The organism is Albimonas donghaensis, from assembly GCF_900106695.1.
Taxonomy (GTDB): domain Bacteria; phylum Pseudomonadota; class Alphaproteobacteria; order Rhodobacterales; family Rhodobacteraceae; genus Albimonas; species Albimonas donghaensis.
This window is the reverse complement of the sequence record NZ_FNMZ01000008.1, coordinates 56,091-79,876: the sequence shown is the minus strand read 5'-3', so window position 1 is coordinate 79,876 and position 23,786 is coordinate 56,091. Positions and strand designations below refer to the sequence as shown.

Annotated in this window: 20 protein-coding genes; 10 read left to right on the top strand and 10 right to left on the bottom strand. The window is 71.1% G+C overall.

The annotated features are described in order from the left end of the window. Positions 1-6: 6 nt before the first annotated feature. From BLV24_RS17375 to BLV24_RS17360, 4 genes are read right to left on the bottom strand one after another with little or no spacing between them, the layout of a single operon-like run. Positions 7-1,167 (bottom strand): M20 family metallopeptidase, encoded by a 1,161-nt coding sequence (locus tag BLV24_RS17375; protein ID WP_092684149.1) that lies wholly within the window; start codon positions 1,165-1,167, stop codon positions 7-9. A 15-nt stretch (positions 1,168-1,182) separates the two neighbouring features. Beyond that, the gene (locus tag BLV24_RS17370; protein WP_176954803.1) at positions 1,183-2,862 is read right to left on the bottom strand and encodes a hydantoinase B/oxoprolinase family protein; all 1,680 of its coding nucleotides are present in this window, start codon (positions 2,860-2,862) and stop codon (positions 1,183-1,185) included. Further along, positions 2,859-4,880 (bottom strand): hydantoinase/oxoprolinase family protein, encoded by a 2,022-nt coding sequence (locus BLV24_RS17365; RefSeq protein ID WP_092684145.1) that lies wholly within the window; start codon positions 4,878-4,880, stop codon positions 2,859-2,861. Before BLV24_RS17365 ends, BLV24_RS17370 begins: the two co-directional genes overlap by 4 nt. Before the next feature lie 6 nt (positions 4,881-4,886). Further along, positions 4,887-7,235, bottom strand: coding sequence for a penicillin acylase family protein (locus BLV24_RS17360; RefSeq protein ID WP_245710634.1), 2,349 nt, complete (start codon positions 7,233-7,235; stop codon positions 4,887-4,889). A gap of 180 nt (positions 7,236-7,415) precedes the next feature. Between BLV24_RS17360 and BLV24_RS17355 the strand changes: the two genes are divergently transcribed. Further along, complete coding sequence (locus tag BLV24_RS17355) at positions 7,416-8,249, top strand: polysaccharide deacetylase family protein (protein ID WP_092684143.1); 834 nt, start codon at positions 7,416-7,418, stop codon at positions 8,247-8,249. Between the two features lie 112 nt (positions 8,250-8,361). Here the strand turns inward: BLV24_RS17355 and BLV24_RS17350 are convergent, their stop codons facing one another. The 6 genes from BLV24_RS17350 to BLV24_RS17325 form a co-directional block, all read right to left on the bottom strand. Continuing rightward, positions 8,362-9,216, bottom strand: a complete 855-nt coding sequence (locus BLV24_RS17350; RefSeq protein WP_092684141.1) for an IclR family transcriptional regulator — start codon at positions 9,214-9,216, stop codon at positions 8,362-8,364. Further along, a complete protein-coding gene (locus BLV24_RS17345; RefSeq protein ID WP_092684139.1) occupies positions 9,213-9,959 on the bottom strand; it encodes an ABC transporter ATP-binding protein in 747 nt (248 codons plus the stop codon). The genes BLV24_RS17350 and BLV24_RS17345 overlap by 4 nt, the downstream gene beginning before the upstream one ends. Next, positions 9,956-10,921 (bottom strand): branched-chain amino acid ABC transporter permease, encoded by a 966-nt coding sequence (locus BLV24_RS17340; protein WP_092684137.1) that lies wholly within the window; start codon positions 10,919-10,921, stop codon positions 9,956-9,958. The genes BLV24_RS17345 and BLV24_RS17340 overlap by 4 nt, the downstream gene beginning before the upstream one ends. Next, positions 10,918-11,796 carry a branched-chain amino acid ABC transporter permease gene (locus BLV24_RS17335; RefSeq protein ID WP_176954802.1) on the bottom strand — a complete coding sequence of 293 codons (879 nt, stop codon included), beginning with the start codon at positions 11,794-11,796 and terminating at the stop codon, positions 10,918-10,920. Before BLV24_RS17335 ends, BLV24_RS17340 begins: the two co-directional genes overlap by 4 nt. Positions 11,797-11,916: 120 nt before the next feature. Beyond that, positions 11,917-13,146 (bottom strand): amino acid ABC transporter substrate-binding protein, encoded by a 1,230-nt coding sequence (locus BLV24_RS17330; protein WP_092684323.1) that lies wholly within the window; start codon positions 13,144-13,146, stop codon positions 11,917-11,919. 115 nt (positions 13,147-13,261) lie between these two features. Next, a complete protein-coding gene (locus BLV24_RS17325) occupies positions 13,262-14,038 on the bottom strand; it encodes an ABC transporter ATP-binding protein (RefSeq protein WP_092684133.1) in 777 nt (258 codons plus the stop codon). A 444-nt stretch (positions 14,039-14,482) separates the two neighbouring features. Between BLV24_RS17325 and BLV24_RS17320 the strand changes: the two genes are divergently transcribed. The 9 genes from BLV24_RS17320 to BLV24_RS17280 all read left to right on the top strand — a co-directional run bounded on the left by BLV24_RS17320 (position 14,483) and on the right by BLV24_RS17280 (position 23,774). Then, positions 14,483-15,637, top strand: a complete 1,155-nt coding sequence (locus BLV24_RS17320; protein WP_176954801.1) for an ABC transporter substrate-binding protein — start codon at positions 14,483-14,485, stop codon at positions 15,635-15,637. A gap of 5 nt (positions 15,638-15,642) precedes the next feature. Further along, a complete protein-coding gene (locus tag BLV24_RS17315; protein ID WP_092684129.1) occupies positions 15,643-16,515 on the top strand; it encodes a branched-chain amino acid ABC transporter permease in 873 nt (290 codons plus the stop codon). Beyond that, entirely contained in the window at positions 16,512-17,510 is a 999-nt protein-coding gene (locus tag BLV24_RS17310) for a branched-chain amino acid ABC transporter permease (RefSeq protein WP_092684127.1), read from the top strand. The genes BLV24_RS17315 and BLV24_RS17310 overlap by 4 nt, the downstream gene beginning before the upstream one ends. Then, positions 17,507-18,295 (top strand): ABC transporter ATP-binding protein, encoded by a 789-nt coding sequence (locus BLV24_RS17305; RefSeq protein WP_092684125.1) that lies wholly within the window; start codon positions 17,507-17,509, stop codon positions 18,293-18,295. The genes BLV24_RS17310 and BLV24_RS17305 overlap by 4 nt, the downstream gene beginning before the upstream one ends. Next, the gene (locus tag BLV24_RS17300) at positions 18,282-18,995 is read left to right on the top strand and encodes an ABC transporter ATP-binding protein (RefSeq protein WP_092684123.1); all 714 of its coding nucleotides are present in this window, start codon (positions 18,282-18,284) and stop codon (positions 18,993-18,995) included. The genes BLV24_RS17305 and BLV24_RS17300 overlap by 14 nt, the downstream gene beginning before the upstream one ends. Further along, positions 18,995-19,759 (top strand): SDR family NAD(P)-dependent oxidoreductase, encoded by a 765-nt coding sequence (locus BLV24_RS17295; protein WP_092684121.1) that lies wholly within the window; start codon positions 18,995-18,997, stop codon positions 19,757-19,759. The genes BLV24_RS17300 and BLV24_RS17295 overlap by 1 nt, the downstream gene beginning before the upstream one ends. Positions 19,760-19,796: 37 nt before the next feature. Further along, positions 19,797-21,008, top strand: a complete 1,212-nt coding sequence (locus BLV24_RS17290; protein WP_092684119.1) for a cytochrome P450 — start codon at positions 19,797-19,799, stop codon at positions 21,006-21,008. A gap of 746 nt (positions 21,009-21,754) precedes the next feature. Beyond that, entirely contained in the window at positions 21,755-22,249 is a 495-nt protein-coding gene (locus BLV24_RS17285) for a tripartite tricarboxylate transporter TctB family protein (protein WP_176954800.1), read from the top strand. A 7-nt stretch (positions 22,250-22,256) separates the two neighbouring features. After that, positions 22,257-23,774 carry a tripartite tricarboxylate transporter permease gene (locus BLV24_RS17280; protein WP_092684115.1) on the top strand — a complete coding sequence of 506 codons (1,518 nt, stop codon included), beginning with the start codon at positions 22,257-22,259 and terminating at the stop codon, positions 23,772-23,774. Positions 23,775-23,786: the final 12 nt, after the last annotated feature.

The following is a 23,786-nucleotide window of genomic DNA, read 5'->3' as shown; positions in this document are numbered from 1 at the left end:
CGGGCGTCAGCCGACCGCGTCGGCGAGGAAGTCGGGCGAAAGCATCATGGCGCGCATCAGCGCCGCCCGCGGCGCGACGGTGGCGAGGTCGATATGCTCGTCCTCGGCATGGGCGCCGGCCCCGCCGCAGCCCAGCCCGTCGAGCACCGGCGCCCCCATGGAGGCGGCGATGTTGCCGTCCGACACGCCGCCGCGGGCGGTCTCTCCCAGCCCCATCCCCAGCGAGGCGGCGAGGGTCTTCGCCGCGCCGTAGAGCCGCGCGACCGCCTCTGTCCGCTCATAGGGCGGGCGGTCGACGCCGCCGGTCACCTCCAGCCGGATGTCCGGGTCGAAGGGCGCGCGGGCCAGCATCGCCGCGGCGGCGGCCTCGGCATCCGCCACGGTCGCGGCGCGCATGTCGATCAGCGCCTCGGCCTCGGCCGGCACCACGTTGGGACGGGTCCCGCCCGACACCACGCCGACATTGAAGCTGAGCCCGCCGTCGCGGTCGGTCAGCGCCTCGATGTCGAGGATCTGGCGCGCGATCTCGCGGATCGCGGAGCGGCCGTCGAACAGGTTCCCCCCCGCATGGGCCGCCCTGCCATGGGCGCGCATCTCGAACCGCCCCCAGCCCTTGCGGGCGGTGACCACGGCGATGTCCGGGCCGAAGGAGGGCTCGGGGATCAGCACCAGGGCGGAATCCGTCGCCAGACGCTCGATCAGCGGGCGCGAGGCGTGGGAGCCGATCTCCTCGTCCCCGGTCAGCAGCACCTGAAGGGGGCGGGGCGGGACCAGCCCCTCGGCCGCGATCCGGCGCAGGGTCTCGGCGCCCAGATAGCTGCCCGCCTTCATGTCGAAGACGCCGGGGCCGTGCAGGCGCCCGTCGCGTTCCTCCATCGGGCGCCGCGCGAGGGTTCCCACCGCCCAGACCGTGTCCACATGGCCCATGACGGTGATCGGCGCGCCCTCGCAGCCCGGCGGGGCGTAGCGCAGCAGAAGCTGGCCGCCGCGCTCCGTCGCGGGGAAGCGGGTGCGTTCGACGGGCAGGCCCTCGAACCCGGCTTCCACGAGGTCCAGCAGCCGGTCGATCAGGTCGGGGCGTTCGGACGGGGTCTCGATCGCCACCCAGTCGCGGATGCCGGCGATGAGCGGCGCGGGGTCGATGGTCTCGGGGCGCTGGAGGGTCATGGCGCGGGCTCCGCTTCAGGGGGAGGTTTCGGGGGGAAGATAGGGCGCGGGGTCGAGGATCGTCCCGTCGGCGAGGTCGCGCGCCAGCGCCGCGGGGTCGCGGTCGCGCGGGTCGCCCCAGCCGCCGCCGCCGGGCAGGCGCAGCTCCACCACGTCGCCGGCGCGCAGCTCGAAGGTTCCGAAGCCGGGCAGGGCGGTCTCCTCGCCGTCGCGGGTGACGGTCAGGCGGGCGAGGGCGCCGTCGCGACCGCCCTCGCGGCCCTGCGGCGGCAGGACGAAGCGGTCGGAATAGATCGAGAGCGTCACGTCGTCGGTCAGCACCCGGTAGCGGCGGAAGATCCCCATGCCGCCGATGAAGCGGCCGGCCCCGAAGCTTTCGGGGATCAGGCCCGTGGCCTCCATGCGCAGGAAGGGCGCGACCTGTTCGATCGCCTCGACCGGCGTCAGGCGGCAGGAGGACAGCACATGGTCGGTGGCGTGGATGGCGTCGTAGTCCTTCGCCGCCCCCCAGCCGCCCCCCACGATGTCGAGATGCAGGTCCACCCCGCCCGGCCTGCGCCGGGACAGGAAAAAGCCGGTGGTGGCGTTCATGCCCTGGGCGGGGATCCGGTCGGGCGCCGCCTTGCCCAGCGCGTCATGCACCGCGTCGAGCGCCCGGCACGCCGCCGTCGCCCGCGCCCGCACCGGCAGGCCCGGCGAAGGGTGGAGCAGCGAGCCTTCGGGCAGCCGCACCGTCACCGGCCGGTCGCAGCCGTCATTGGCCGGCATTTCCAGATCGCCCAGCGCCGAGCGCAGCGCGGCGACCGCCGCGGCCATCGAGGAGGCGAAGGTGGAGTTGAACATCGAGCGCGCCTCGGGCGCCGAGCCGGCGAAGTCGATCTCGGCCCTGTCGCCGTCGATGCGCACCCGCGCCTTGATCTTCGCGGGCGGCGCGTCGGGGGTCGCGCCGTCGGAATCCAGCCAGGCCTCGCCCTCCCACTCGCCGTCGGGAAGCGCGGCGATGCCGGCCCGCATCCGCCGTTCGGAATAGTCGAGCGCGGCCGCCATCGCCGCGTGGACGGCGGCCGCGCCGAACCGCTCCGCCATCTCGCGCACCCGGCGCGCGCCCACATGATTGGCGGCGAACTGGGCGTCCATGTCGCCGCGCCCGATGGCGGGGGTGCGGATATTGGCGAAGATCAGCCGTTCGATCATGCCGCCGTTCCAGTCGCGCGCCATGTCGATCAGCAGGGGCGGGATCACCAGCCCCTCGCCGATCAGGTCCTTCACCCCGGCGTTCACCCCCGACGCGCCGCCGCCGATGTCGAGGTGATGCGCGGTGCTGCCCGCCCAGCCCACCAGCTCCCCCGCATGCAGGATCGGAGTGAAGACGATGATGTCGTTCAGGTGCTGGCCGCCGGAATAGGGATCGTTGAGGATCACCGCCTGCCCCTCGCGCGGGGAGGACAGGTCGAGCTGCTCGGCCGCGGCGCGGAAGGAATAAGTGAGGGCGGCGCATTGCAGCGGGATCATCTCCGCCTGCGCGGCCACCTGCCCGGTCGCGTCCAGCAGCGCGCAGGAGCAGTCCCGCGCCTCGCGCACCACCGCCGAGAAGGCGGAGCGGACCAGGTTCGCCCCCATCTCGTCCGCCGCCGCCTGCAACCCGCGGGCGAGGATCATCAGGCGGGCGGGCGAAAGATCATGGCCCGTGGTCATGGCAGACGCTCCAGCATCAGGTCGCCGGTGGGCAGGCACAGGGCGAACCAGCCGGGCGGGACGAGGGTGGTGGCGCTGGGCTCCTCCAGCACCGCCGGCCCGTCGATCCGCGCGCCGGGGGCCAGCGCCTCGCGCGCCAGGAAGCTGGCCTTCAGGCGCCGGCCGGCGATGGTCGCGTCGCGCAGCTCGGCCGACGGGCCCTCGCCGGAGGGCAGGGGCGGGCGCACCAGCCCGGCGGAGCGGCGCCGCGCCGACACCCGCCAGCCGGCGCATTCCACGTCCAGGTCCGCGCGGGCGTAGCCGTAGCGCTGGCGGTGCTGCGCCTCGAAGGCGGCGCGCAGGGCGTCCGCGTCCATCGGGGCGGGCGGGGTGCGCACGGTCAGCTCGAAGGCCTGGCCGCGATAGCGCAGGTCGACGCCCAGCTCGATCTCGCAATCGTCGGGGTCCAGCCCGCCATCCGCCGCCAGCCTCCGGGCGCGGGCGGTCAGCGCCGCCGCGCGGTCCGCATCCAGCGTGCGGTCCGAAAGCGGCGCGAGATCGCTTTGCGCGGCATCGAGCGCCACGTCGGCGATCAGCAGCCCGAAGGCGGAGGCGAGGCCCGGCGACCACGGGATCAGCACGCGGTCCATGCCCAGTTCCTCGGCGACCGAGGCCGCGTGCAGCGGTCCGCCCCCGCCATAGGCGACCAGCGCGAAGCCGCGCGGATCGACGCCCCGTGCGGTGGAGACGAGCCGGACCGCCGCCGCCATGGCGCCGTTGACCATGCTCAGCGCCATGTCCGCCGCATGCTCGGGCGGGCCGAGGCCGAGCGCGCCCAGCGCGTCGCACGCCAGGTCCGCGCGCAGGTCCATCCGCCCGCCGAAAAAGCGCGCGGGGCGCAGGACGCCGGCGACCACCTGCGCGTCGGTCACGGTCGGGCGGGTTCCGCCGCGGCCGTAGCAGGCGGGTCCGGGATCGGCGCCGGCGCTGTCGGGGCCGACGGCGAGGAACCCGCCCGGATCGACGGAGACGACCGAGCCGCCCCCCGCCCCGATCGTCGCCATGTCGAGCGCGGGCACGCGCACCGGCAGGCCGTCGATCCTCATTTCGGGCGTCACCGCCGGGGTCAGGCCGGGCGCCAGCGCCACGTCGGTCGAAGTGCCGCCCATGTCCAGCGTGATCGCGTCTGCGATCCCGTTGCGCGCCGCGAACCACATCGCCGCCCGCATCCCCGCGGCCGGCCCCGACAGCAGCATCCGCACCGCGTTGGCCCCGGCCAGCGCCGCCGGCATCATCGCGCCGTTGGACTGCATGATGCGCAGCACGCCGCCATGTCCGCGCGCCTTCAGCCCCGCGTCCAGCCGGTCGACATAGCGCGCCACCACCGGCCCCACGAAGGCGTTGACCGTGGTGGTCAGGCTGCGTTCGTATTCGCGGAACTCGGGCGAGACCTCGTGGCTGAGCGACAGGGCGATCCCCGGCGCGCGGGCGCGGATCAGGTCGGCGAGCGCCTGTTCATGGACCGGATTCCGCCAGCTGTGCAGGAGGCAGATGGCCAGGCCCTCGGCCCCGGCGTCGATCAGGGCCTGCGCCTCGGTCCATGCGGCCTCGAGGTCCAGCGGCTCCAGGATCGCGCCGTCGACGCCGATGCGCTCGGGCGCCTCGCGGATCATGGCGCGGCGGATCGGCGGCGCGGGGTGGCGGAAGCGCATGTCGAAGATGTGGTGGTCGCGGTCGGCCCGGCCCATGATCACCACGTCGCGGAAGCCGGCGGTGGTCAGCAGTCCGGCCTTGGCGCCGCGCCGGGTCAGCAGGGCGTTGGTGGCGACGGTGGAGCCGTGGCCGAGCCGCGCCACCCCGCCCAGGTCCACGCCCGAGGCCTCCAGCACGCCCAGCACCGCCGTCTCCGGGGCGGCGGGGGTGGAGGGGATCTTGCCGGTGAACAGCGTCCCGTCCGGGGCGGCCATCACCAGGTCGGTGAAGGTGCCGCCGATCTCGACCCCCACGCGGTCAGGGGCGGGCGTGGGGGCGGCGGTCATGGCGGCTCAGGCCTCCGGATGCGGGGTCGGGCCCGGGGTCGGCCCCGCGGCGGGGGCGGGGCGCAGGGCGATGCGGGTTTCGACCACCGCCTCCACCGCGGCGTCGGAATAGAGGAACGGCACGTAATCCCCCCTGGACCACGGCCCGGTCAGGTCGCGGTAATGGGGCGAGCCCGGATCCCCCGACTGTCCCGGCGCGTTGATGCAGACCGAGTTGTCCCAGTCGCCGACATCCAGCACGAAGCGGACCGAGGCGCCGCCGATCACCCGGAAATCCGTCGCCCGATAGGCCGCGTGCATCACCGTGGTCCCCGAGCCGGGCTTGGGCAGCGGCCCGATGTCCAGCGACGCGTCCAGCCGCGACAGGGGATGCGGGAACAGCGCGTGGTGCAGCGCCCCCCATTCCCAGCCGGCGGGATCCGCGCCGAACGCCGCCTGCGCCGAGGCGTAGGCGGCCGCCAGCGTCCGGGCCAGCAACGCGTCGCGGGCCGCGACGGGATCGGGGCCGAACTGCGCGTCCGGCGTCTCCAGCAGCGTGACGATCCCCTCCACGTCGCCGGGGGCGAACAGGGCGGGGGGCGTGTCGGGCGCGACCAGCGCGAAAAGGCCGGCCTTGAGGTGCTTGGCGAACCACCATTCGCACAGCAGCGCGGGGGCCGAGTCGATGGTCATCGCGCCGTCCCAGCCCGCCAGCAGCGCTCGCCCCGGCGTGTCCTCCGGCAGGCCCGCCGCCAGCGCCGCGAGCCGCAGATTGGGCAGCGAGACCACGTCGGTCTGCAGGGCGCGGGAGGCGGCGAGGCTATGCGCCTCGTCGGCCGAGAGCACCGCCTCGATCCGCGTGGCGCGGCCCTTCTCCAGCCATTCGAACCCGATCTGGGTCTCGGACTGGTCGAAGTCCTCGGGCAGGTTCCATTCGTTGGCCGAATGCAGGAAACCCTTGGCCGGGTTCTCCACATGAGGCAGCGCCTCCAGCGGGTGGAACCCGTCCCATTCGTTGGAGCCGTCGCCCCTGGCGGGCAGCAGCCCGGTCCAGTTGCGCCGCACCGGCGCCATGCCGGCCGGCTGCCAGGCGATGGCGCCGTCGACATCGGCCCACAGGTGGTTCAGCGACGGGGTCGCGAAGCGGCGCAGCCCCTCGCGGAACGCGGCGGGCGACTTGGCGCGCATGGTGGTCAGCCCGCCGAAATAGGCGCAGGCGCCCGGCTCGAACCAGACCGAGCGCAGGGCGTAGAGCCGGCCATGGGCCGCGTCGCGCAGCAGCACGGGGCCGTGGACGGTGTAGTCCATCGCGTGGGTCTGGGGAGCGTGGCCGGCGATCTCGAAGGTCGCCTCCTCGCGCAGGATCCCGGTCCAGCCGTCGGGGCCGAGATAACGGCCGTCCGCGTCCATCTCGTAGACGTAGACGTCCTCCTGATCGGTGCCGAAGATGGTCTGGGTGAAGGCGCCGTGGCCGTTATGGCCCATGGAGATGCCGGGCATCGAGGGCTCTCCCGCCCCGATCACGTCCAGCCCCGGCGCGGTCAGATGCACCAGGTAGCGCAGCGAGGGCAGACCGTGCGCGCGATGCGGATCGCCCGCCATGATCGGCCGCCCGGTCGCGGTGCGCGCGGCCGAGATCGCCCAGTTGTTGGAGCCGGTCCAGCTGGCGTCGGCCACCACGCCTTCGAGCTCGTCGACCTGGCGCCAGCGCCCGGCCTCTTCCAGGGGGCAGTCCATGCGCGCCTCGGGGAAGGTCACCGGAGCGACGGCGAGCCGGAACAGGTCCAGCGCCGCCAGCGGGATCTCCTCCAGCGGGGCGCCGGCCTCGCCCGCGTCCACCGGCGGTTCGAGGTTCTTGCGCAGCAGGTCCGCGGCGGCGCCGGACCTGGCCAGCACCTGCGCGCGCAGGATCTCCGACAAGGCGTTGCGGGTCAGGGCGTGGGTGCGGATGCGGACCACGTCCTCCGGGTCCCAGCGCTCGGGGCGCGTCCCGGTCAGCGCGAATTCGGGGGGCAGGGGGGCGTCGCCGGCCAGGGCGGCGTCGACATAGGCGTTGATGCCGGCCGCGAAGCGGGTGCAGATCCGCTGCGCGTCCTCGCCATAGGCCGCCCATTCCGCCGCCATGTCGCCCCGGTAGAGGAAGGCGCGCGCGGCCTTGTCCTGCTCCAGGAAGCCGGGACCGAAGGAGGCCGCCAGCCGCCCCAGCCCGCGCTTGCGGCCGAGGTCGATCTGCCAGAGCCGGTCCCGCGCGGCGTTGAAGCCCTGCGCGAAGAACAGGTCGTCCAGGCTCTCGGCCTTGATGTGAGGAATCCCCCAGGGGTCGACGCGGATCTCGGCCGCGGCGGCGAGGCCGGGCAGGTCATGGTGGCTGTTCAAGGGGACCTCTCACGTTCGCATGGGGCGGGAGGTTAGAGGCGGATATGGTGGTAGGCAATACGAATGAATTGAATTAGCGTGATTCCGGTCTGCCGCGCGGTCCCTGCTCCGCGCGACGTTTCCGCGGCGCGCACCGACCTGCTGCGCGCGCCGAGGCAGGATGCAAGGAGCTTGCCCGCCATGAAGCACGACAAGAGCATCGCCTGGCCCGGCGGCGCGAAATGCGCCGTCATGCTGACCTTCGACTTCGATGCCGAAACGCTCTGGACCGGTCGCGACGCGCGCAACAAGCAGCGCCCGGGCGTCCTGTCCCAGGGCCGATACGGCGCCACGGTCGGCGTGCCCAAGATCCTGGAGATGCTGTCCGAGGAAGAGGCCCCCGCCACCTTCTTCGTGCCCGGCTGGACGGTGGAGAACCACACCGACAAGGTCGAGATGATCCTCAAGGAAGGGCACGAGGTCGGCCACCACTCCTATTCCCATATCTGGGTGTCGGACGATCCGGCCGCGGAGGCCGAGGAGTTCGAGAAGGGTCTCGCCTCGCTGGAGAAGGTCGGGGTCAAGCCCAAGGGCTTCCGGTCGCCGGCCGGCGAGGTCTCGTCCGGGCTGCTGACCACGCAGGCCAAGGCGGGGCTGCTCTACGACACCTCGCTGATGGATGACATCAACCCGTATCGGCACATTCTGCCCGACGGCTCCAAGGGTCCGATCGAACTGCCCTGGCACTGGTCGCTGGACGACGCGCCCTTCGCGCTGTTCTCCATCGCCAGCCCGCGGCCGATCTTCACCAACTCCCACATCCTCGAAGTGTGGAAGGAGGAGTTCCGCGAGATCTATCGCTGGGGCGGGCTGTTCGACCTGGTGATGCATCCGCAGATCACCGGGCGTCCGTCGCGCATCGCGCTGCTGCGCGAGATGATCGCCTTCATGCGCAGCTTCCCCGACGTGTGGTTCGCCACCGGCGCCGAAGTGGCCGAGGCCTGGGCCGCGCTGGAAGCCGAAGGCAAGGTCTGAGGACCGGGACCGGGACCGGGACCGCGACCGGGACCGGGACTGGAACCAGGACCGGGGCGGGCGCCCGACGGCCCGCCCCGGTCGCCCCGAAACTGGGCAGCCGGTCGGCCGGTCAGCCGGACAGGGACGCCGCCGCCGACATGGCCAGCGGCGCGAAGCGGCGGCTGAACGCCTCCTCCGTCCATTCCGACAGCGAGCCGGCGATATGGATCGCCCCGACAGGGCGGCCCGCGCGGTCGCGGATCGCGGCGGCGAGCACGATCTCCCCCAGCAGCGCCTGTTCGAGCATCAGCGCATAGCCTGCGCGTCGCGCGGCCTCGATCCCTTCGCGCACGCGGGCGCGGTCGATCTCGGTGCGCGGGGTCAGCGGCTCGAACCGGGTGCGGTCGAGCACGTCCTCGATCTCCGCGTCGCTCATCAGCGCAAGACAGGCCCGCCCCCCGGAACTGGCGAAGGTCGGCTGACGGCGGCCGGGCAGGGTGGCGTAGAAGGTCTCGCGCTTGGACTGCATCCGGGCGGCGTAGACGATCGAGAGATTGTCGCTGTCGGCGTCGAACAGCGACAGGTCCACCCGCTCCTCGGTCGTCTTGCGCAGGTCGATCAGCACCGGCGTCGCCCGCTCGATCAGCGCGTTGGAACGCAGGTAGTCGAAGCTGCGGTCCAGGAACTGCCGCCCCAGCTTCAGCCGCCCATGCTCGGTCTGCTCGAGATAGCCGCGCGACAGCAGGGTCTGGCCGATGCGCTGGGCCGCGCTCTTGTTGATGCCGGAGGCCTCGGCGATCTCGCCCAGCGACATCGGGCGGGGCGCGGCGGCGTAGGCCTCGATCACGTCCAGCGCGCGCGACACGGATTGCAGCAGCAGCCGCTCGTCGATCTCGGGGAAGCGTCGCGGCTGGCCGGCCGAAACCGGCGGCGCCGGGTCGGGCGGCGGCGGAGCGGAGATCGTCGACCTGGGGCGGCTCGTCATGCGTGCGCGACGTCCTCATCCATGGGAACGCCCAGATACGCCGAAATCACCGCCGGGTCATTCACCACTTCGCTGGGCGTGCCCTCGGCCAGGCGCTTGCCCGCGTCGATCACCAGGATGCGGTCGCACAGCGCCGTGACCGCCTTCATGTCATGTTCGACCAGCCAGACGGTCGCGCCGGCGTCGCGCACGTTGCGCAGGCATTGCGCCATCTCGTCGGTTTCGAACGGGTTGAGCCCGGCGCAGGGCTCGTCGGCCAGCAGCAGGTCGGGGCCGGTGGCGACGGCGCGCGCGATCTCCAGCTTGCGCAGCTCGCCCACGGTCAGCGCGTCGGCGCGGCGGGCGGCGAGATGCGTGATCCCGGCGATCTCCATCGCGCGGTCCGTCTCCCGCCCCGCCTGGGCGCCGCGGTCGGGGCGGCCGAACATGGCGCCGACGCCGACATTCTCGCGCACCGTCAGGGCGGGGAAGGGCTTGGAGATCTGGAAGGCCCGCGCCATGCCGAACTGGTTGCGCCGGTAGATCGGCATCCCGGCCAGGTCGCGGCCCTTGAAGACGATCCTGCCCTCGCTCAGCGGATGGTAGCCGGTGACCAGGTTGAACAGGGTGGACTTGCCTGCCCCGTTCGGCCCGATCAGCCCGTAGATCGACCCCTTGGGGACCGCGAAATCCACATGGTCGGTGGCGGTGAGGCCGCGGAAGCGCTTGGTGACGCCCACGCCTTCGAGGATGATCTCGCTCATCCGCTGGCCTCCTTCTTGGCGCGGCGTTTCCAGGGCAGCGTGGCGCCCGCCCGCAGGATCCCGCCCGGCATCAGCAGGATCACCGCCACCACCAGCGCGCCGGTGATCATCAGGTGGATGTCGAGAAAGCCCGACAGCAGAACGTTCGTCAGGAACAGCAGCAGCGCCGCCCCGATCACCGGGCCGAACAGCGTGCCGATCCCGCCGATCAGCGCGAATACGATCATGTTCAGCGAGAAATCAAGGCGGAACACCGAGGGCGTGGTGAAATAGCCCAGCGAATAGCCGTAGACCGCCCCCAGCAGCCCGACCAGCGTCGCCGACAGCACGAAGGCGGCGATCTTGTAGCGCTCCGTCGCCACGCCCAGCATCTGGGCGGTGTCCTCGTCCTCGCGGATCGCCAGCAGGGCGTAGCCGAACTTGGACCGCTTCACCGCCCAGGAGATGACCAGGCACAGGGCCAGCAGCGCCGCGAAGGCGTAGTAATAGAACCGCTCCGGCGCCATGCCATCGGGGACGGGCGAGGGCAGGAACAGCCCGATCCCGCCCTGGAACACCGGCAGGTTGTTGGCCAGCTCGGCCACCACCTGGCCGACGCCGAGCATGGCGATGGCGAAATAGGTGCCGCGCAGGCGCAGCAGCGGATAGGCGATGACCAGCGCGAAGAGGCCGGCGATCGCCCCGCCCGCCAGCACCGGCAGGATCATCCCCGCCGGGCCCGCGCCATGGCCGAAGATCAGCCCGAAATGGGCGGCGGAGAACGCGCCGATGCCGATCGAGACCGTGTGCCCGAAGCTCCAGTATCCGGCGTAGCCGCCCAGGATGTTCCACGCGACCGCGGTGGCGGCGGCGAAGAAGAAGAACTGCAGCACCCGGATATGGAACGGGCTGAGCGCCTGGGGCAGGAGCGCGGTCGCGACCGCGGCCGCCGCCAGAAGCAGGAGCGCCAGGGGCCGGGTCATCGGGATTCTCCGTAAGCGGCGCCCAGGATGCCCTGCGGACGCAGCAGCAGCATCAGGACCAGCACCAGGAACATCATCGCCTGCGTCAGCGCCGGGCTGACATAGGTGGCCGTGTAGGCGTTGATCAGCCCGAGCACGAGCCCCCCCGCCAGCGCCCCGGCGGGCGAGCCGATGCCCCCCAGCACCACCACGATGAAGGCGTTGAGCGTCCAGGCGACCTCGGAACTGGCCGAGAACGGCTGCACGATGCCGATGATCGCGCCCGAAGCGCCGGCCAGCGCCGCCGACACCCCGAAGGTCAGCCCGTGGATGCGCCGCACGTTCAGCCCCGACAGGGACGCGGCCAGCGGTTGCTGGGCGACGGCCCGCATCGCCCGGCCGAAATGGGTGCGCGCAAGCATCAGCGTCAGCCCGGTCAGCAGCGCCATCGAGGCCCCCAGCGCCGCCAGCCGCACCATGTCCACCCGGATCGGGCCGATGGCGACGCTGTCGAAGCTGTAGGAGGGCGTGATGGTCTGCACGTCCGGCCCGAACCACAGCTGCAGCAGGTTGCGGAACACCATGGCCATGCCGAACGTCACCACCAGCGACGCCTCGACCGAAGCGCGCGAAATCGCCCAGTCGATGATGGTGCGCTGATAGGCGTAGCCCACCGCGAACAGGACCGCCCCGATGAGCGGGATGGCGAGCAGCGGATCGACCCCGGCGGCCGCGAACAGCGCCATGGCCATATAGGCGCCGGCGATGACGAAGATCCCGTGGGTCAGGTTCACGATGCCGATAACGCCGAAGATCAACGAGAACCCGACCGCGGCGAGCGAATAGATCCCGCCCAGCACCAGGCCGTTGATCGTGGTCTGCAGGAATAGAAGCACGGGTCGCTTTCGTTGGGAATGGCCGGGGGGGTGACCGAGGGGAATGACCGGGGGGGGAACCGCCGGGGTCGGGGGGGGGGAGGCGCGGGCGGCGGCGCGCGCGCCGCCGCCCGCGCGGGATCAGCCGCGCTCGGACCAGGCCGGGGCGGGGTAGATCGCCTCGGCCGTGGCGGCGTCCTGGGGCGAGATGATCGCCATGGACTCGCCCTGCCGCTGCATCAGCATCGGGCCGAGCAGCGACGGGTCGCCGTCGCCGTCCTCGGTGAACTTGATGCGCCCGTAGAAGCACTCGAAGTCGATCGCCGCCAGCGCGTCGCGCACCGCGTTCAGCTCCAGCGTCCCGGCCTGCTTGGCGGCCTCCAGATAGGTGACGATGCAGCTCGCGCCCGAGGCCATGTGATAGGCCATGGGCCGCTCGAAATTGGCGGAATAGTAATCCGCGAACTTCTGGGCCGAGCCGAAATAGTCGCCCTCATAGGGCGCGGAGGCGTCCCAGTAGGCCTGCGTCACGGCGGCGGAGGCGTATTTGCCCAGCGCCTTGCCATAGGCCTCGGTCTGCGGCCCGAGCGTCTGGTAGAGCATCTTCACGTTGGTGTCGGTCGACACCATCTGCCGCGCGATCAGGATCGAGGTCTGGTCATGCGTGGTGCAGATCAGCACGTCGGGATTCGACTGGCGGATGGTGGTCAGCACGTTGGTGACGTCCGAGACCTCGGCCGGCAGGTCGATGAAGTCGAGCACCTCGACCCCCCGCGCTTCCAGCTCCTTCTTGGCGCCGTCGGCCTGGAACTTGGAGAACGGGTCGTTGGTGTAGATCACCGACACCGTGGCGACCTCCGGCGACAGGCCCTTGAGCATGTCGACCGAGGACACGAACTGGCGCGAGGCCCGCGGGAAGATCCCGAACACCCGCTTGCGGCCCTGGGTGAAGATCTGGTCCGAGCCGCCGCCGGCCTGCACCATCAGCCGGCCCGCGGCTTCGGTGATCGAGCAGGTGGGCAGCACGATCGACGACCCGAAGGAGCCGAGGAAGAAGCCCACGCCCTCGTCCACCTGACGCTGGATCAGCGTGGCGGCGCGCGACGGGTCGGAGGCGTCGTCGAACAGCGACAGCTCCAGCATCGAGGTCTCGCCGCCGATCTCGACGCCGCCCATCTCCTCGTTGACGTATTTCACGGCCGCTTCGTAGCCGCGCAGCACGTTCAGGCCGGTCTCGGCGGCCTTGCCGGTCATCGGGATCGAGCCGCCGAAGGTGATGGTCTTCGCCTGCGCCCGCGCCACCAGCGGGGCGCCGAGGGCGGTGGTCGCGGCGAGGGCCGCGCCGGTCTTGAGCAGCGTGCGTCTGTCCATGGGTCGCCTCCTTGTTGGGGGCCGCGTCGCCGATCCGCGTCGGCGCGAGCGGTCTGGTCCGGGTCGATGAAAGCCGGCCGGGACGAGAACCGCCCGGCCGGCGCGTGCCGGCGCCTCAGGCGACGCCCAGATAGGCCGCCTTCACGGCGGGATCGTCCAGCAGCTCGCGCCCGCCGCCGGAGCGGACGACGCGGCCCTTCTCCAGCACGTAGGCGTGGTCCGCCATGGTCAGCGTCTGGTGGAGGTTCTGCTCCACGATCAGGATGGTGATGCCCTCGGCGTTCAGCGCGCCGATCAGGCGGAAGATCGTGGTCACCAGGATCGGGGACAGGCCCAGCGACGGCTCGTCCAGGATCAGCAGGCGCGGGCCGGTCATCAGCCCGCGGCCGATGGCGAGCATCTGCTGTTCACCCCCCGACAGCGAGCCGGCGTTCTGGGCGCGGCGTTCCTTCAGCCGCGGGAACAGCGTGTAGACCTTGTCGAGATTGGCCGAGAGGTCGGCGCGCGCCCGCTGCACGCGGCCGGCGACCAGAAGGTTCTCGTGCACGGTGAGCTGCTGGAACACCTGCCGCCCCTCGGGCACCAGCGCCAGCCCCAGCTCCACCGCCTCATGGGCGGGCAGGCCGGTGATGTCGCGGCCGTCGAAACGGATGGTTCCGGCGCGCGGGCGCAGGGCGCCGGCGACGCATTGCACGGTGGTGGTCTTGCCGGCGCCGTTGCCGCCGATCAGCGCCACGACGCCCCCGGCGGCGGCCTCGAAGCCGCAGTCCTGCACCGCGGTCACGCGGCCGTAATCATAGGCGAGCCCCCGGACTTCCAGCAGGGGCGCTCCGGTCGCCGCTTCGGTCGCGGCTTCGGTCTCGGGGGCGCTGGAGGAAGAGGCGGCGGTCATCGGCATGCTCCGGAGTCATATCGCGGTTCGATGCGATCGTCTCGGAAAAGACGACCATGATGAGGCCATCCTGTCAAGCGCGCGAGATGAACGCTGCGTCGACTCGCCCGCCGCGCAGGCTCCTCGCCGTCTCCTTGCGCAGCGAAACAGGCGCGGCCTGGCCGGCGATGGAATCGCCCCGATGCGCGCGCCAGGGGCGCCGGTGGTCGTGAGGTGGCTTTCGCCCGCGTGGCGCGTTAGCGGCGTGAATGGAGTCAAAATGCGCATTGCGCCCGAAATGCGGGGCAAGATTGGATAAAAAATAGGCGAACCGGATCGCGATGTTCGCTTTTCAACATTGGAGCCAACTCCGCCTTTGACATTCGTCCGGGGCCGCAAAAGATTATTTCAATATCGTCGCATCGCTCACAAATGCACTTGGCGCAAATTGCCGGAGCCTTCCGCATGACAAACTTCTCCCGCCGCACCGTCCTCGCCATGACCGGCGCCGCTCTCGCCACGCCGTCCCTGCTGCGCGCCCAAAGCGGCGGGACGGTGAAGATCGGCGCCATGCTGCCCCTGTCCGGCCCCGCCTCTATCGAGGGCCACCAGGTGCTCAAGGGCGTCGAATTCGCCATCAAGCAGGCCAACGCGGCCGGGGGCGTCTTCGGCAAGCCCGTCGAGCTCGCCATCGAGGATGACGAGGCCAACTCCACCCGGGGCGTCACCGCCGTCCGCAAGCTGATCGAAAGCGAGAACGTGCCCTTCATCGTCGGCACCTACCCGACCGCGGTCGTGGTGGCGGCGAACAAGGTGTCCAAGGAATATGGCGTGCCGATGCTGTCAGGCGGCTCCACCGGCGCCGCGGGCACCGAGGCCAACACCCCCGGCGATCCCTGGTTCTTCCGCTGCTGGCCGGATTCGAACGGCCAGGGCCACGACACCGCCATGGCCATCGTCAACACCTTCGGCGCGAAGAAGGTGGCGATCATCCACGACAGCTCCAACTACGGGACCACGCTGGCCGCGCAGGTCACCCGGATCGTCAGCGACGCGGGCGGCGAGATCGTGTCGAACGACAGCTTCAACGTCGGCGAGGCCGACTTCTCCACCATGCTGACCCGCATCCGCACCCTGAAGCCGGACGCGGTCTATATCGGCGGCTGGGCCGGCGACGGCGCGACCATCGTGCGCCAGGCGGCGGGCGTGGGGCTGCGCACGCAGTTCGTGGGCTCGGGCTCGATGGTGTCGGACGACTTCATCAAGCTCGCCGGGCCGGCCTCCGAGGGCTTCGCGGTCGCCACCCTCTACGAACCCTCCACCCCCAACGAGAAGGGCAAGGCCTTCGGCGAGGCGTTCGAGGCCGAATACGGCCACTCCGCCGGCACGCTGAACGCGCTGGGCTACGACTCCACCTCCATCGGGATCGAGGCGCTGCGGCGGGCGGGCGAGTCCGACGGGCGCAAGGTGCAGGAGGTCCTGAACAACGGCATGGCCGATTTCCCCATCGCCATGGGGCCGGCCGGAACCACCGCCGATTACAACGAGATCGGGTCCGTCGACTTCAAGAACTTCATCGCGGTGATCAAGGACGGCAAGCGCACGCTGTCGGGCGCCTGATCGCCATGGACCTGTTTCTGCAGTATCTCGCGAACGGCGTGGTGGTCGGCAGCAGCTATGTGCTGGTGGCCGTCGGCCTGACGCTGATCTTCGGCATCCTGCATGTGGTCAACTTCGCCCATGGCGAGTTCTACATGCTGGGCGGCTATGCGGGCATCACCGCCAGCACGGCCTTCGGGCTGCCGCTGCCGGCGTCGCTGGCGGTGGTGGCGGCGGTGTCCTGCCTGCTCGGGCTCGGGGCCGAGGCGCTGCTGCACCGGGGGCTGAAGAACCAGGACCAGACCAGTTCGATCATCGCGAGCTTCGGTCTGGCCGTGGCGCTGCAGAACGCGGTCATGGTGACCATGGGTCCGCAGCCGGAGCTGATGCATACCGAGCTGGCCTACAAGGCCATCGAGCTGGGGCCGGTGTTCCTGCCGGCCCCGCGCGCGCTGATCCCGCCGGCGATGCTGATCATCGTCGGCGCGCTGTTCGCGGCGCTGCGCTGGACCTGGACCGGGCGGTCCCTGCGCGCCATGGCCCAGCACGAGACCGTCGCCCGTCTGTGCGGCGTGAAGGTGCGCCGCGTCGCGGTGATCACCTTCATGCTGGGCGCGACGCTGGCGGGCGTGGCCGGCTTCATGATGTCGGCGGTCTACATGGTTCACCCGCTGGTGGGGAACATGATCGTGCTCAAGGCGTTCATCGTGGTCATCATCGGCGGCATGGGCAGCCCGCTGGGCGCGGCCGCCGCCGGGCTGCTGCTGGGGGTCATCGAGTCGATGACCTCGGCCTATCTCACCAACGGGCTGCGCGACGTCGTCGGCTTCCTCCTGGTGATCGCGGTGCTGCTGTTCCGGCCCCAGGGCCTGTTCGGCCGGTCGCTGGAGCGGTCATGACCCGGGCCGCGCTGATCACCCTCGCGATCCTCGCGGTCGGCTTCGTCGCCGCCCCCTTCCTGCTGGGGGGCTATGAGCTCAACGTGCTGATGGTGGCGCTGCTCTACGTCATCCTCGCGGTGGGGCTGAACCTCGCCACCGGCTATTGCGGCCAGTTCAGCTTCGCCCAGGGCGCCTTCTACGGCATCGGCGGCTACACCGCCGGCATCCTGTCGCGGGACGTCGGAACCGGTTTCTGGATGAACCTGCCGGCGGGCATCGTCGTCACCGGCCTGTTCGGCCTCGCGCTGGGGCTGCCGGCGCTGCGGCTCAAGGGGCACTTCCTGGCCATCGTCACCATCGCCGTGCAGACGCTGGTCTATCTCGGCCTGGTGCAGTGGAACTCGCTGACCGGGGGGCAGAACGGCCTCGCCGTGCCGCCGATCGGCGAGACCACGCTGTTCGGCGTCCGCCTGTTCGAGGTCACCAGCCTTCGGGATCTCTACTGGGTCGCGCTGGTCATGGCGGCGGTCTTCGTGTTCATCGCCTGGCGGCTGGTGCATTCGCGCCTGGGCCGCGAATGGGTCGCGGTGCGCGAGGACGAGACGCTGGCCGGCGCCGTCGGCCTGAACACCACATTCGCCAAACTGACCGCCTTCGTCGCCTCGGCGGCCTTCGCGGGCGGGGCGGGGGTGCTGAACGCCCATGCCATGCAGGGGGTCACGCCGGACGACTTCCAGATCTGGATCTCGTGCATGGTGGTGGCGATGATGGTGGTCGGCGGGCGCGGGACCTTCATGGGCCCGATCCTCGGCGCCATCGCCCTGACCATCCTGCCCGAACTGACCGGAGAGCTTGCGCGCTACAAGATGCTGATCTTCGGCGTGCTGCTGGTGGTCTGCGTGACCGTGGCGCCCGAGGGCGCGCTCGGCCGCATCCGCAAGGCGCGGGAGAGCCGGGACCAGGCGGCCTCCGGCCGCGCGCCGGCGAAAGACCCCTCGGAGGCGAGCGCATGAGCGATCCGATCCTGTCGGTCGAAGGCGTGGTCAAGCGCTTCGCCGGCGTCACCGCCGTCGACGGCGCCGGCCTTAGCGTCGGGGCGGGCGAGATCGTGGGGCTGATCGGGCCCAACGGCTCGGGCAAGTCGACCATGGTCAACATGGTGACGGGGGAGATGCCGGCCGATTCCGGAACCTTCCGCTTCGACGGCCGGGACATCACCGCGCTGCCCGCCTGGCGCCGCGCGCGGCTGGGCATGGCGCGCAGCTTCCAGATGCTGCGGCTGTTCGGCTCGCTCTCGGTCGAGGACAACCTGCTGCTGGCCCGCCATATCTCGATGAAGCGCAGCATGTGGGAAAGCGTGCTCGGCGCCCGCCCCGCGCGGGAGGAGGAGGAGGCCGTCCGCGCCCGCGCCCGCGAACTGCTGGGCTGGTTCGACCTCGCCCCGTTCGCCGACCGCAAGGTCACGGCGCTGTCCATCGGCCAGCAGCGCATGGTGGAGCTGGCTCGCGGGGTCATCGCCGACCCGCGCCTGTTCGTGCTGGACGAGCCCGCCGCCGGCCTGTCGCCGCCCAATGTCGACCGGCTGATCGCCCTGATCCGCCGGATGCGCGACGAGTTCGGGATCTCGATCCTGCTGGTCGAGCACGACATGCGCGTGGTGCGCGACCTGTGCGACAGGGTGGTGGTGCTGGACTCCGGCACGAAGATCGCCGAGGGCCCGCCCGCGGCGGTGACCCAGGATCCGGTGGTGGTCGAGGCCTATATCGGCAGGGGGTGGAAGCGCCGTGCTCAAGCTTGAGAACGTGGTGGCCGGATATGGCCGCACCCGCATCCTGCACGGCCTGTCGCTGGAGGTCCCCAGGGGTGGTCTGGTCGCCCTGCTGGGCGGCAACGGGACCGGCAAGTCGACCTGCCTGAAGGCCATCGCCGGGCTGGTGACGCCGCAGGACGGGACCGTCGCGCTCGACGGCCGCGTCATCAACGACGTCGCCGCCGAGGATCGCACCGCCATGGGCCTGTCCCTGGTCCCGCAGGGCAAGGAGATCTTCGGCGGCATGTCGGTGGCCGAGAACCTGATGATGGGCGCCTATCACCGGCGCCGGGACAAGGCCGGCGTCGCCGCGGACCTGGAGGGCGTCTACACCCGCTTTCCCCGCCTGAAGGAGCGCCGCAGGGTTCTCGCCGGGATGCTGTCGGGGGGCGAGCGGCAGATGCTGTCCATCGGCCGCGCGCTGATGAGCCGGCCGACGATGCTGCTGCTCGACGAGCCCTCCGCCGCGCTCGCCCCCCGTGTGGTCGAGGAGATCGCCGAGGCGATCCTGAGCCTGCGCGACCTGGGCCTGACCCTGCTGCTGGTCGAGCAGAACGTGGGCATGGCGCTGGAGGTGGCGGATTATCTCTACGTGATCCGCGGCGGCCGCATCGCCTTCGAACGCGCGGTGGACGACGGCGTGGGAATGGACGAACTTCGGGACTTCTATCTGAGCGGAGCGCACTGATGACCGACCGTTTCGAGGGCCGCGTGGCGGCGATCACCGGCGCCGGCGGCGGGCTGGGCCGGGCCATCGCCGCGAAGATGGCGGCCGAGGGCGCCAGGCTGGCGCTGTTCGACATGGACCCGGACCGGCTGGCGGACACCGCCGCCCTGTGTCCGGGCGCGATCCAGGTGGTGGGGAATTCGACCTCCGCCGCCGACCTGGCGCGCTTCGCCGACGAGACCAGGACCGCCTTCGGCCCGGCCGAGTTCCTGCTGCCCGCCGCCGGCATCCTCGGCAAGGCCGGCGCCGCCATCGACAACGAGGAGGCCGATTTCGACCGGCTCTTCGCGGTCAACGTCAAGGGGCCGTGGCTGGCCTGCAAGACCTTCGTGCCCCAGCTTCGCGAACTCGGGGGCGGGGCGATCGTGCTGTTCTCCTCCACCGCCGGGCTGGCGGGGTCGCCGACGCTGTCGCTCTATTCCGCCTCCAAGGGGGCGATCACGCTGATGACCAAGGCCATGGCGCTGAACCATGCGCCCGACAACATCCGGGTCAACTGCATCGCGCCCGGCACCATCGAAGGCCCGATGACCGACGAAAGCTTCCGCATCGTCGGCGACGAGGCCGCGCAGCTGGAGCGCGCGAAGTTCATGCTGTCGGGCATCCCGCTTGGCCGCTTCGGCAAGCCGGTCGAGATCGCGGCCGCGGTGACCTATCTTCTGTCCGACGACGCCGCCTTCACCACCGGCATCGCCCTGCCGGTGGACGGCGGCCGGCTGCTCTGAACGCTCCACCGCTCCTCCAACCCCCAGCGAGGCTCCCATGACCGAGATCCGGGAACGCGGCGCGCCCGTCCTCGACATCGACCCCTATGCGGACGCGGTCCTGGCCGACCCGCACGAGACGTGGAAGGCCCTGCGCGCCGCCGGCGACGTGGTGTGGCTGCCCCGCTACGGGGTCTATTGCATGGGCCGTCACGCCTCGATCCGCCCGCTGCTGAAGGACTGGGAGACGTTCTCCTCCACCGGCGGCTCGGGACTCGGCGACATCCGCAGCCCCGAGGCCTGGCGCCCCGCCTCGCCCATCGTGGAGGTCGACCCGCCCCGGCATTCCCATGTGCGCCGGGTGCTGCAGAAGATCCTGTCGCCCGGCATGATCCGCTCGTGGCAGGAGACGTTCGACCGCGTGGCCGACGAGAAGGTGCGCGCCCTGCTGGAGCGGGGCGGCGAGATCGACGGGGTCAAGGATTTCTCGGAGGACTTCGTCGCCTCCACCTTCCCCGACGCGCTGGGTCTGAAGGACAGCCCGGAGCGGACCGAGAACCTGTATCTGCTGGGCGAGCTGAATTTCGACGGGCAGGGCCCCTTCAACGCCCGCTATCGCGCCACCCAGGCCCGCGCCGACGAAATCGACGCCTGGTTCAAGTGGTCGATGACCCGCGAGGCGATGGTGGAGGGCGGTTTCGGCGCCCAGATCTTCGAGGCCGCCGATCGGGGCGAGATCGAGCCCGAGGTCGCCCCCCTGCTGGCCCGCAGCTTCATCCGCGGCGGGCTCGACACCACCGCGGCCACGATCTCGGCGACGCTGATGCACCTGTCCGCGCGCCCCGGCCAGTTCGACATGCTGCGCGCCGATCCCAGGCTTGCGCGCGGGGCCTTCGACGAGGCGATGCGGATCGAGACGCCGATCCCCAATGTCTGCCGCCTGACCATGGCCGAGGTCCGGATCGGCGACGTGGATCTGGAGGCCGACGCCAAGATCCTGGTGATCCTGGCCTGCGCCAACCGCGACGAGACCGCGTTCGCGCATCCCGACGATTTCGACATGACCCGGGACAACCGCGCTCACCTGGCGCTGGGCGAGGGCGTGCATCGCTGCATCGGGCAGATGATCGCCAAGGCCGAGGGCGAGGCCGCCCTGCGCGCCGTCGCCCGCCATGTCGCGCGGATCGAGCCCGCCGGCGCGCCGGAGCGGCGGTTGAACAACAACCTGCGGTCCCTGGCCTCGCTCCCGCTGCGCCTGCACGCCGCCTGATCCCGCCGCCCGCCGCCGCCCCGGCGCCTATGCGTCGGGGCGCGAGCGGTCTGGGTTCGAACGCCGCCGTCGCTTGAAATGTCCGGCGCCGTCCCCGCGCCTGTCCCGCGGGCCCGCAGCCATGTCCAGCCGGCGCAGTCGTCCGCGCCCTCTCCCGCCGCCGGCCCCGTGGCGGGCGGAGGCGTCTTCGGGTGCGCGCGCCGCTCTCCCGCGGTTTCGCCCGCGTCCGTTCGGGCGCCTGCCCGCCCCCACCCCGCCCCCAACCCCCGCTCCCGCGCCCTCGCGGCGCCGTCGCCATGGCGACGGCGCGTCGCGCGATCGCCGGGCGTGGGCGGAATTCGAGACAATGGTTTTGACCGTTAAGTAGAATCGTTGTCTGAATGGTAGAAATGGATTTTAAAGAGACCAATCAAGCGGAGCGGCCGGGAAGGCGCCCGATGCCAGGGGAGGACGTCATGCCATGCGGATGGGAAGCCGTTCCGCGCGTGGACGCGCGGCGCTGACGCGGTCCGTCTCCCGATGACCGCATGGACCCCTCGCCCGATCATTCCCGCCCGGACATGCCCTCCCGGACAAGCGCGTCCGGTTCGCGCCGGCGTCGGCGCAGATGCCTCGGCGTCCGGGCGCGAGGCGGCGCCCAGGCGGTCCACGCAACCGCGCGCGATGCGGAAGATCCCGCGCCGCGCGCGCAAGGCCGGCAAGAACGCGGCGCCGCGCAAGGCGCCCGAACTCGGGGAGCGGAACGGATGACGGACGAACCTGACGCAATGGGCGAGCCTGACGGAAAGCCGGTGAGGATCGCCGGTTTCAACGTGGTGGAGCTGGTCGGAGGGGGCGTGCTCTCCGCGGTGGGGATCGCGGCGGCCATCGCCTCGGCCAATTATGGCCTGGGCACGCTGCGGCAGGTGGGGCCGGGCATGTTCCCGATGTGCCTCGGCATCGTCCTGGCGCTGATGGGCGTGGCGGTGATCTTCGACGGACGGCGGTCGATGAGCGTCGCGCCAAGGGCGCCGTGGCGCCCGATCCTCGCGATCTGCGCCGGGCTGGCGGCCTTCGGCCTGCTGGTCGAGCGCATGGGCGCCATCGCGGCCATCGTCGGTCTGGTGGTGCTGGTGGGCTTCGCCGAGCCGAAATTCCGCCCGAAGACGCTGGCCGGGATCGCGCTCGCCGCCATCGCCTTCATGTCCGTGCTCGCCTGGGCGTTCTACGGCGCCGTCAATATCCAGCTTCTCCCGGAGTGACGTTTCAATGGAACTGCTTGACAACATGGCGCTGGGCTTCGGCGTCGCCCTGTCGTGGTCCAGCCTGCTCGCCTGCCTGATCGGCGTCACCGTCGGCACCTTCATCGGCGTGCTGCCGGGGATCGGGCCGCTGGCCGGGATCTCGCTGCTGCTGCCGCTGACCTTCACCCAGACCCCGGTGGACGCCATCGTCATGCTCGCGGGGATCTATTACGGGACCATGTACGGGTCCTCGACCGCCGCCATCCTGCTGAACCTGCCGGGCACGGTGACCTCGGCTGTGGTGTGCTTCGACGGCTACCCGATGGCCAAGCAGGGAAGGGCCGGCGTGGCCCTGGCCATGACCACCTTCGCCAGCTTCATCGGCGGCTGTTTCTCGATCGTGCTGATGATGGCCTTCGCGCCGCCGCTGGTGGCGGTGGCCTCCTCCTTCGGAAGCCCGGAATATTTCTCCATGACCATCCTGGGGCTGCTCGCGGCCTCGACCCTGTCGGCGGGCTCTCCGATCAAGGGGATCGCCATGGTGGTGGTGGGGCTGCTGGTGGGGATGGCGGGGACCGACGTCAATTCCGGCTATGACCGCTTCACCTTCGGGGTGGACGAGTTCCTCGACGGCGTGAACATCGTGGTGCTGGCCATGGGCATGTTCGGCGTGGGCGAGATCTTCTGGAACTTCACCGAAGGCCAGAAGAGCGCCCAGGTCGAGAAGGTGGACGTGTCCTGGAAGGCGCTGATGCCGAGCCGCAGGGACTGGAAGGACAGCGCCTTTCCCATCGGGCGGGGCGCGGGGCTGGGCGCGGTGATCGGCATCCTGCCGGGCGCCGGGGCGGCCATCGCGTCCTTCATCGCCTATTCGGTGGAGAAGCGGGTCTCGAAGCACCCGGAGAAGTTCGGCACGGGCGTCATCGAGGGCGTGGCCGCGGCGGAATCCGCCAACAATTCGGCGGCGCAGGCGGCCTTCATCCCGACCATGGCGCTGGGCATTCCGGGCTCGGTCACCATGGCGCTGATCCTCGGCGCGCTGCTGATCCACGGGGTCCAGCCGGGGCCGCTGGTGATGACCACCAACCCCGAGCTGTTCTGGGGCCTGATCGCCAGCTTCTGGATCGGCAACGCGCTGCTGCTGGTCCTGAACCTGCCGCTGATCGGGGTCTGGGTGCGGATGCTGACCATCCCCTATCACGTGCTCTATCCCGGCATCCTGTTCTTCATCTGCCTCGGCGCCTATTCCAGCCAGAACAATCCCTTCGACGTGTTCCTGGTGATCGCCTTCGGCGTGATCGGCTACGGCATGCGGGTGCTGCAGCTGCCGGCGGCGCCGGCGCTGCTGGGTCTCGTGCTCGGCCCGATGATGGAGGAACATTTCCGCCGCGCGCTGCTGATCGCGCGGGGGGACGCGACCGTGTTCCTCACCCAGCCGATCAGCGCGGGGCTGCTGCTGCTGTCCGTGATCCTCGTCGTCTCCACCGTCCGGTCTTCGTGGAAGAAGCGCCGGCGGGCCGCGGAGCCGACGGCCGCCGCCTGAGCGCGGCCTGGA

What these genes read in the sequence shown, in the direction of transcription:
- BLV24_RS17375 (WP_092684149.1), bottom strand. Translation starts at nt 1,167, where the DNA reads ATGACCCTCCAGCGCCCCGAGACCATCGACCCCGCGCCGCTCATCGCC.
- BLV24_RS17370 (WP_176954803.1), bottom strand. Translation starts at nt 2,862, where the DNA reads ATGACCACGGGCCATGATCTTTCGCCCGCCCGCCTGATGATCCTCGCC.
- BLV24_RS17365 (WP_092684145.1), bottom strand. Translation starts at nt 4,880, where the DNA reads ATGACCGCCGCCCCCACGCCCGCCCCTGACCGCGTGGGGGTCGAGATC.
- BLV24_RS17355 (WP_092684143.1), top strand. Translation starts at nt 7,416, where the DNA reads ATGAAGCACGACAAGAGCATCGCCTGGCCCGGCGGCGCGAAATGCGCC.
- BLV24_RS17350 (WP_092684141.1), bottom strand. Translation starts at nt 9,216, where the DNA reads ATGACGAGCCGCCCCAGGTCGACGATCTCCGCTCCGCCGCCGCCCGAC.
- BLV24_RS17345 (WP_092684139.1), bottom strand. Translation starts at nt 9,959, where the DNA reads ATGAGCGAGATCATCCTCGAAGGCGTGGGCGTCACCAAGCGCTTCCGC.
- BLV24_RS17340 (WP_092684137.1), bottom strand. Translation starts at nt 10,921, where the DNA reads ATGACCCGGCCCCTGGCGCTCCTGCTTCTGGCGGCGGCCGCGGTCGCG.
- BLV24_RS17330 (WP_092684323.1), bottom strand. Translation starts at nt 13,146, where the DNA reads ATGGACAGACGCACGCTGCTCAAGACCGGCGCGGCCCTCGCCGCGACC.
- BLV24_RS17325 (WP_092684133.1), bottom strand. Translation starts at nt 14,038, where the DNA reads ATGACCGCCGCCTCTTCCTCCAGCGCCCCCGAGACCGAAGCCGCGACC.
- BLV24_RS17320 (WP_176954801.1), top strand. Translation starts at nt 14,483, where the DNA reads ATGACAAACTTCTCCCGCCGCACCGTCCTCGCCATGACCGGCGCCGCT.
- BLV24_RS17315 (WP_092684129.1), top strand. Translation starts at nt 15,643, where the DNA reads ATGGACCTGTTTCTGCAGTATCTCGCGAACGGCGTGGTGGTCGGCAGC.
- BLV24_RS17310 (WP_092684127.1), top strand. Translation starts at nt 16,512, where the DNA reads ATGACCCGGGCCGCGCTGATCACCCTCGCGATCCTCGCGGTCGGCTTC.
- BLV24_RS17305 (WP_092684125.1), top strand. Translation starts at nt 17,507, where the DNA reads ATGAGCGATCCGATCCTGTCGGTCGAAGGCGTGGTCAAGCGCTTCGCC.
- BLV24_RS17295 (WP_092684121.1), top strand. Translation starts at nt 18,995, where the DNA reads ATGACCGACCGTTTCGAGGGCCGCGTGGCGGCGATCACCGGCGCCGGC.
- BLV24_RS17290 (WP_092684119.1), top strand. Translation starts at nt 19,797, where the DNA reads ATGACCGAGATCCGGGAACGCGGCGCGCCCGTCCTCGACATCGACCCC.
- BLV24_RS17285 (WP_176954800.1), top strand. Translation starts at nt 21,755, where the DNA reads ATGACGGACGAACCTGACGCAATGGGCGAGCCTGACGGAAAGCCGGTG.
- BLV24_RS17280 (WP_092684115.1), top strand. Translation starts at nt 22,257, where the DNA reads ATGGAACTGCTTGACAACATGGCGCTGGGCTTCGGCGTCGCCCTGTCG.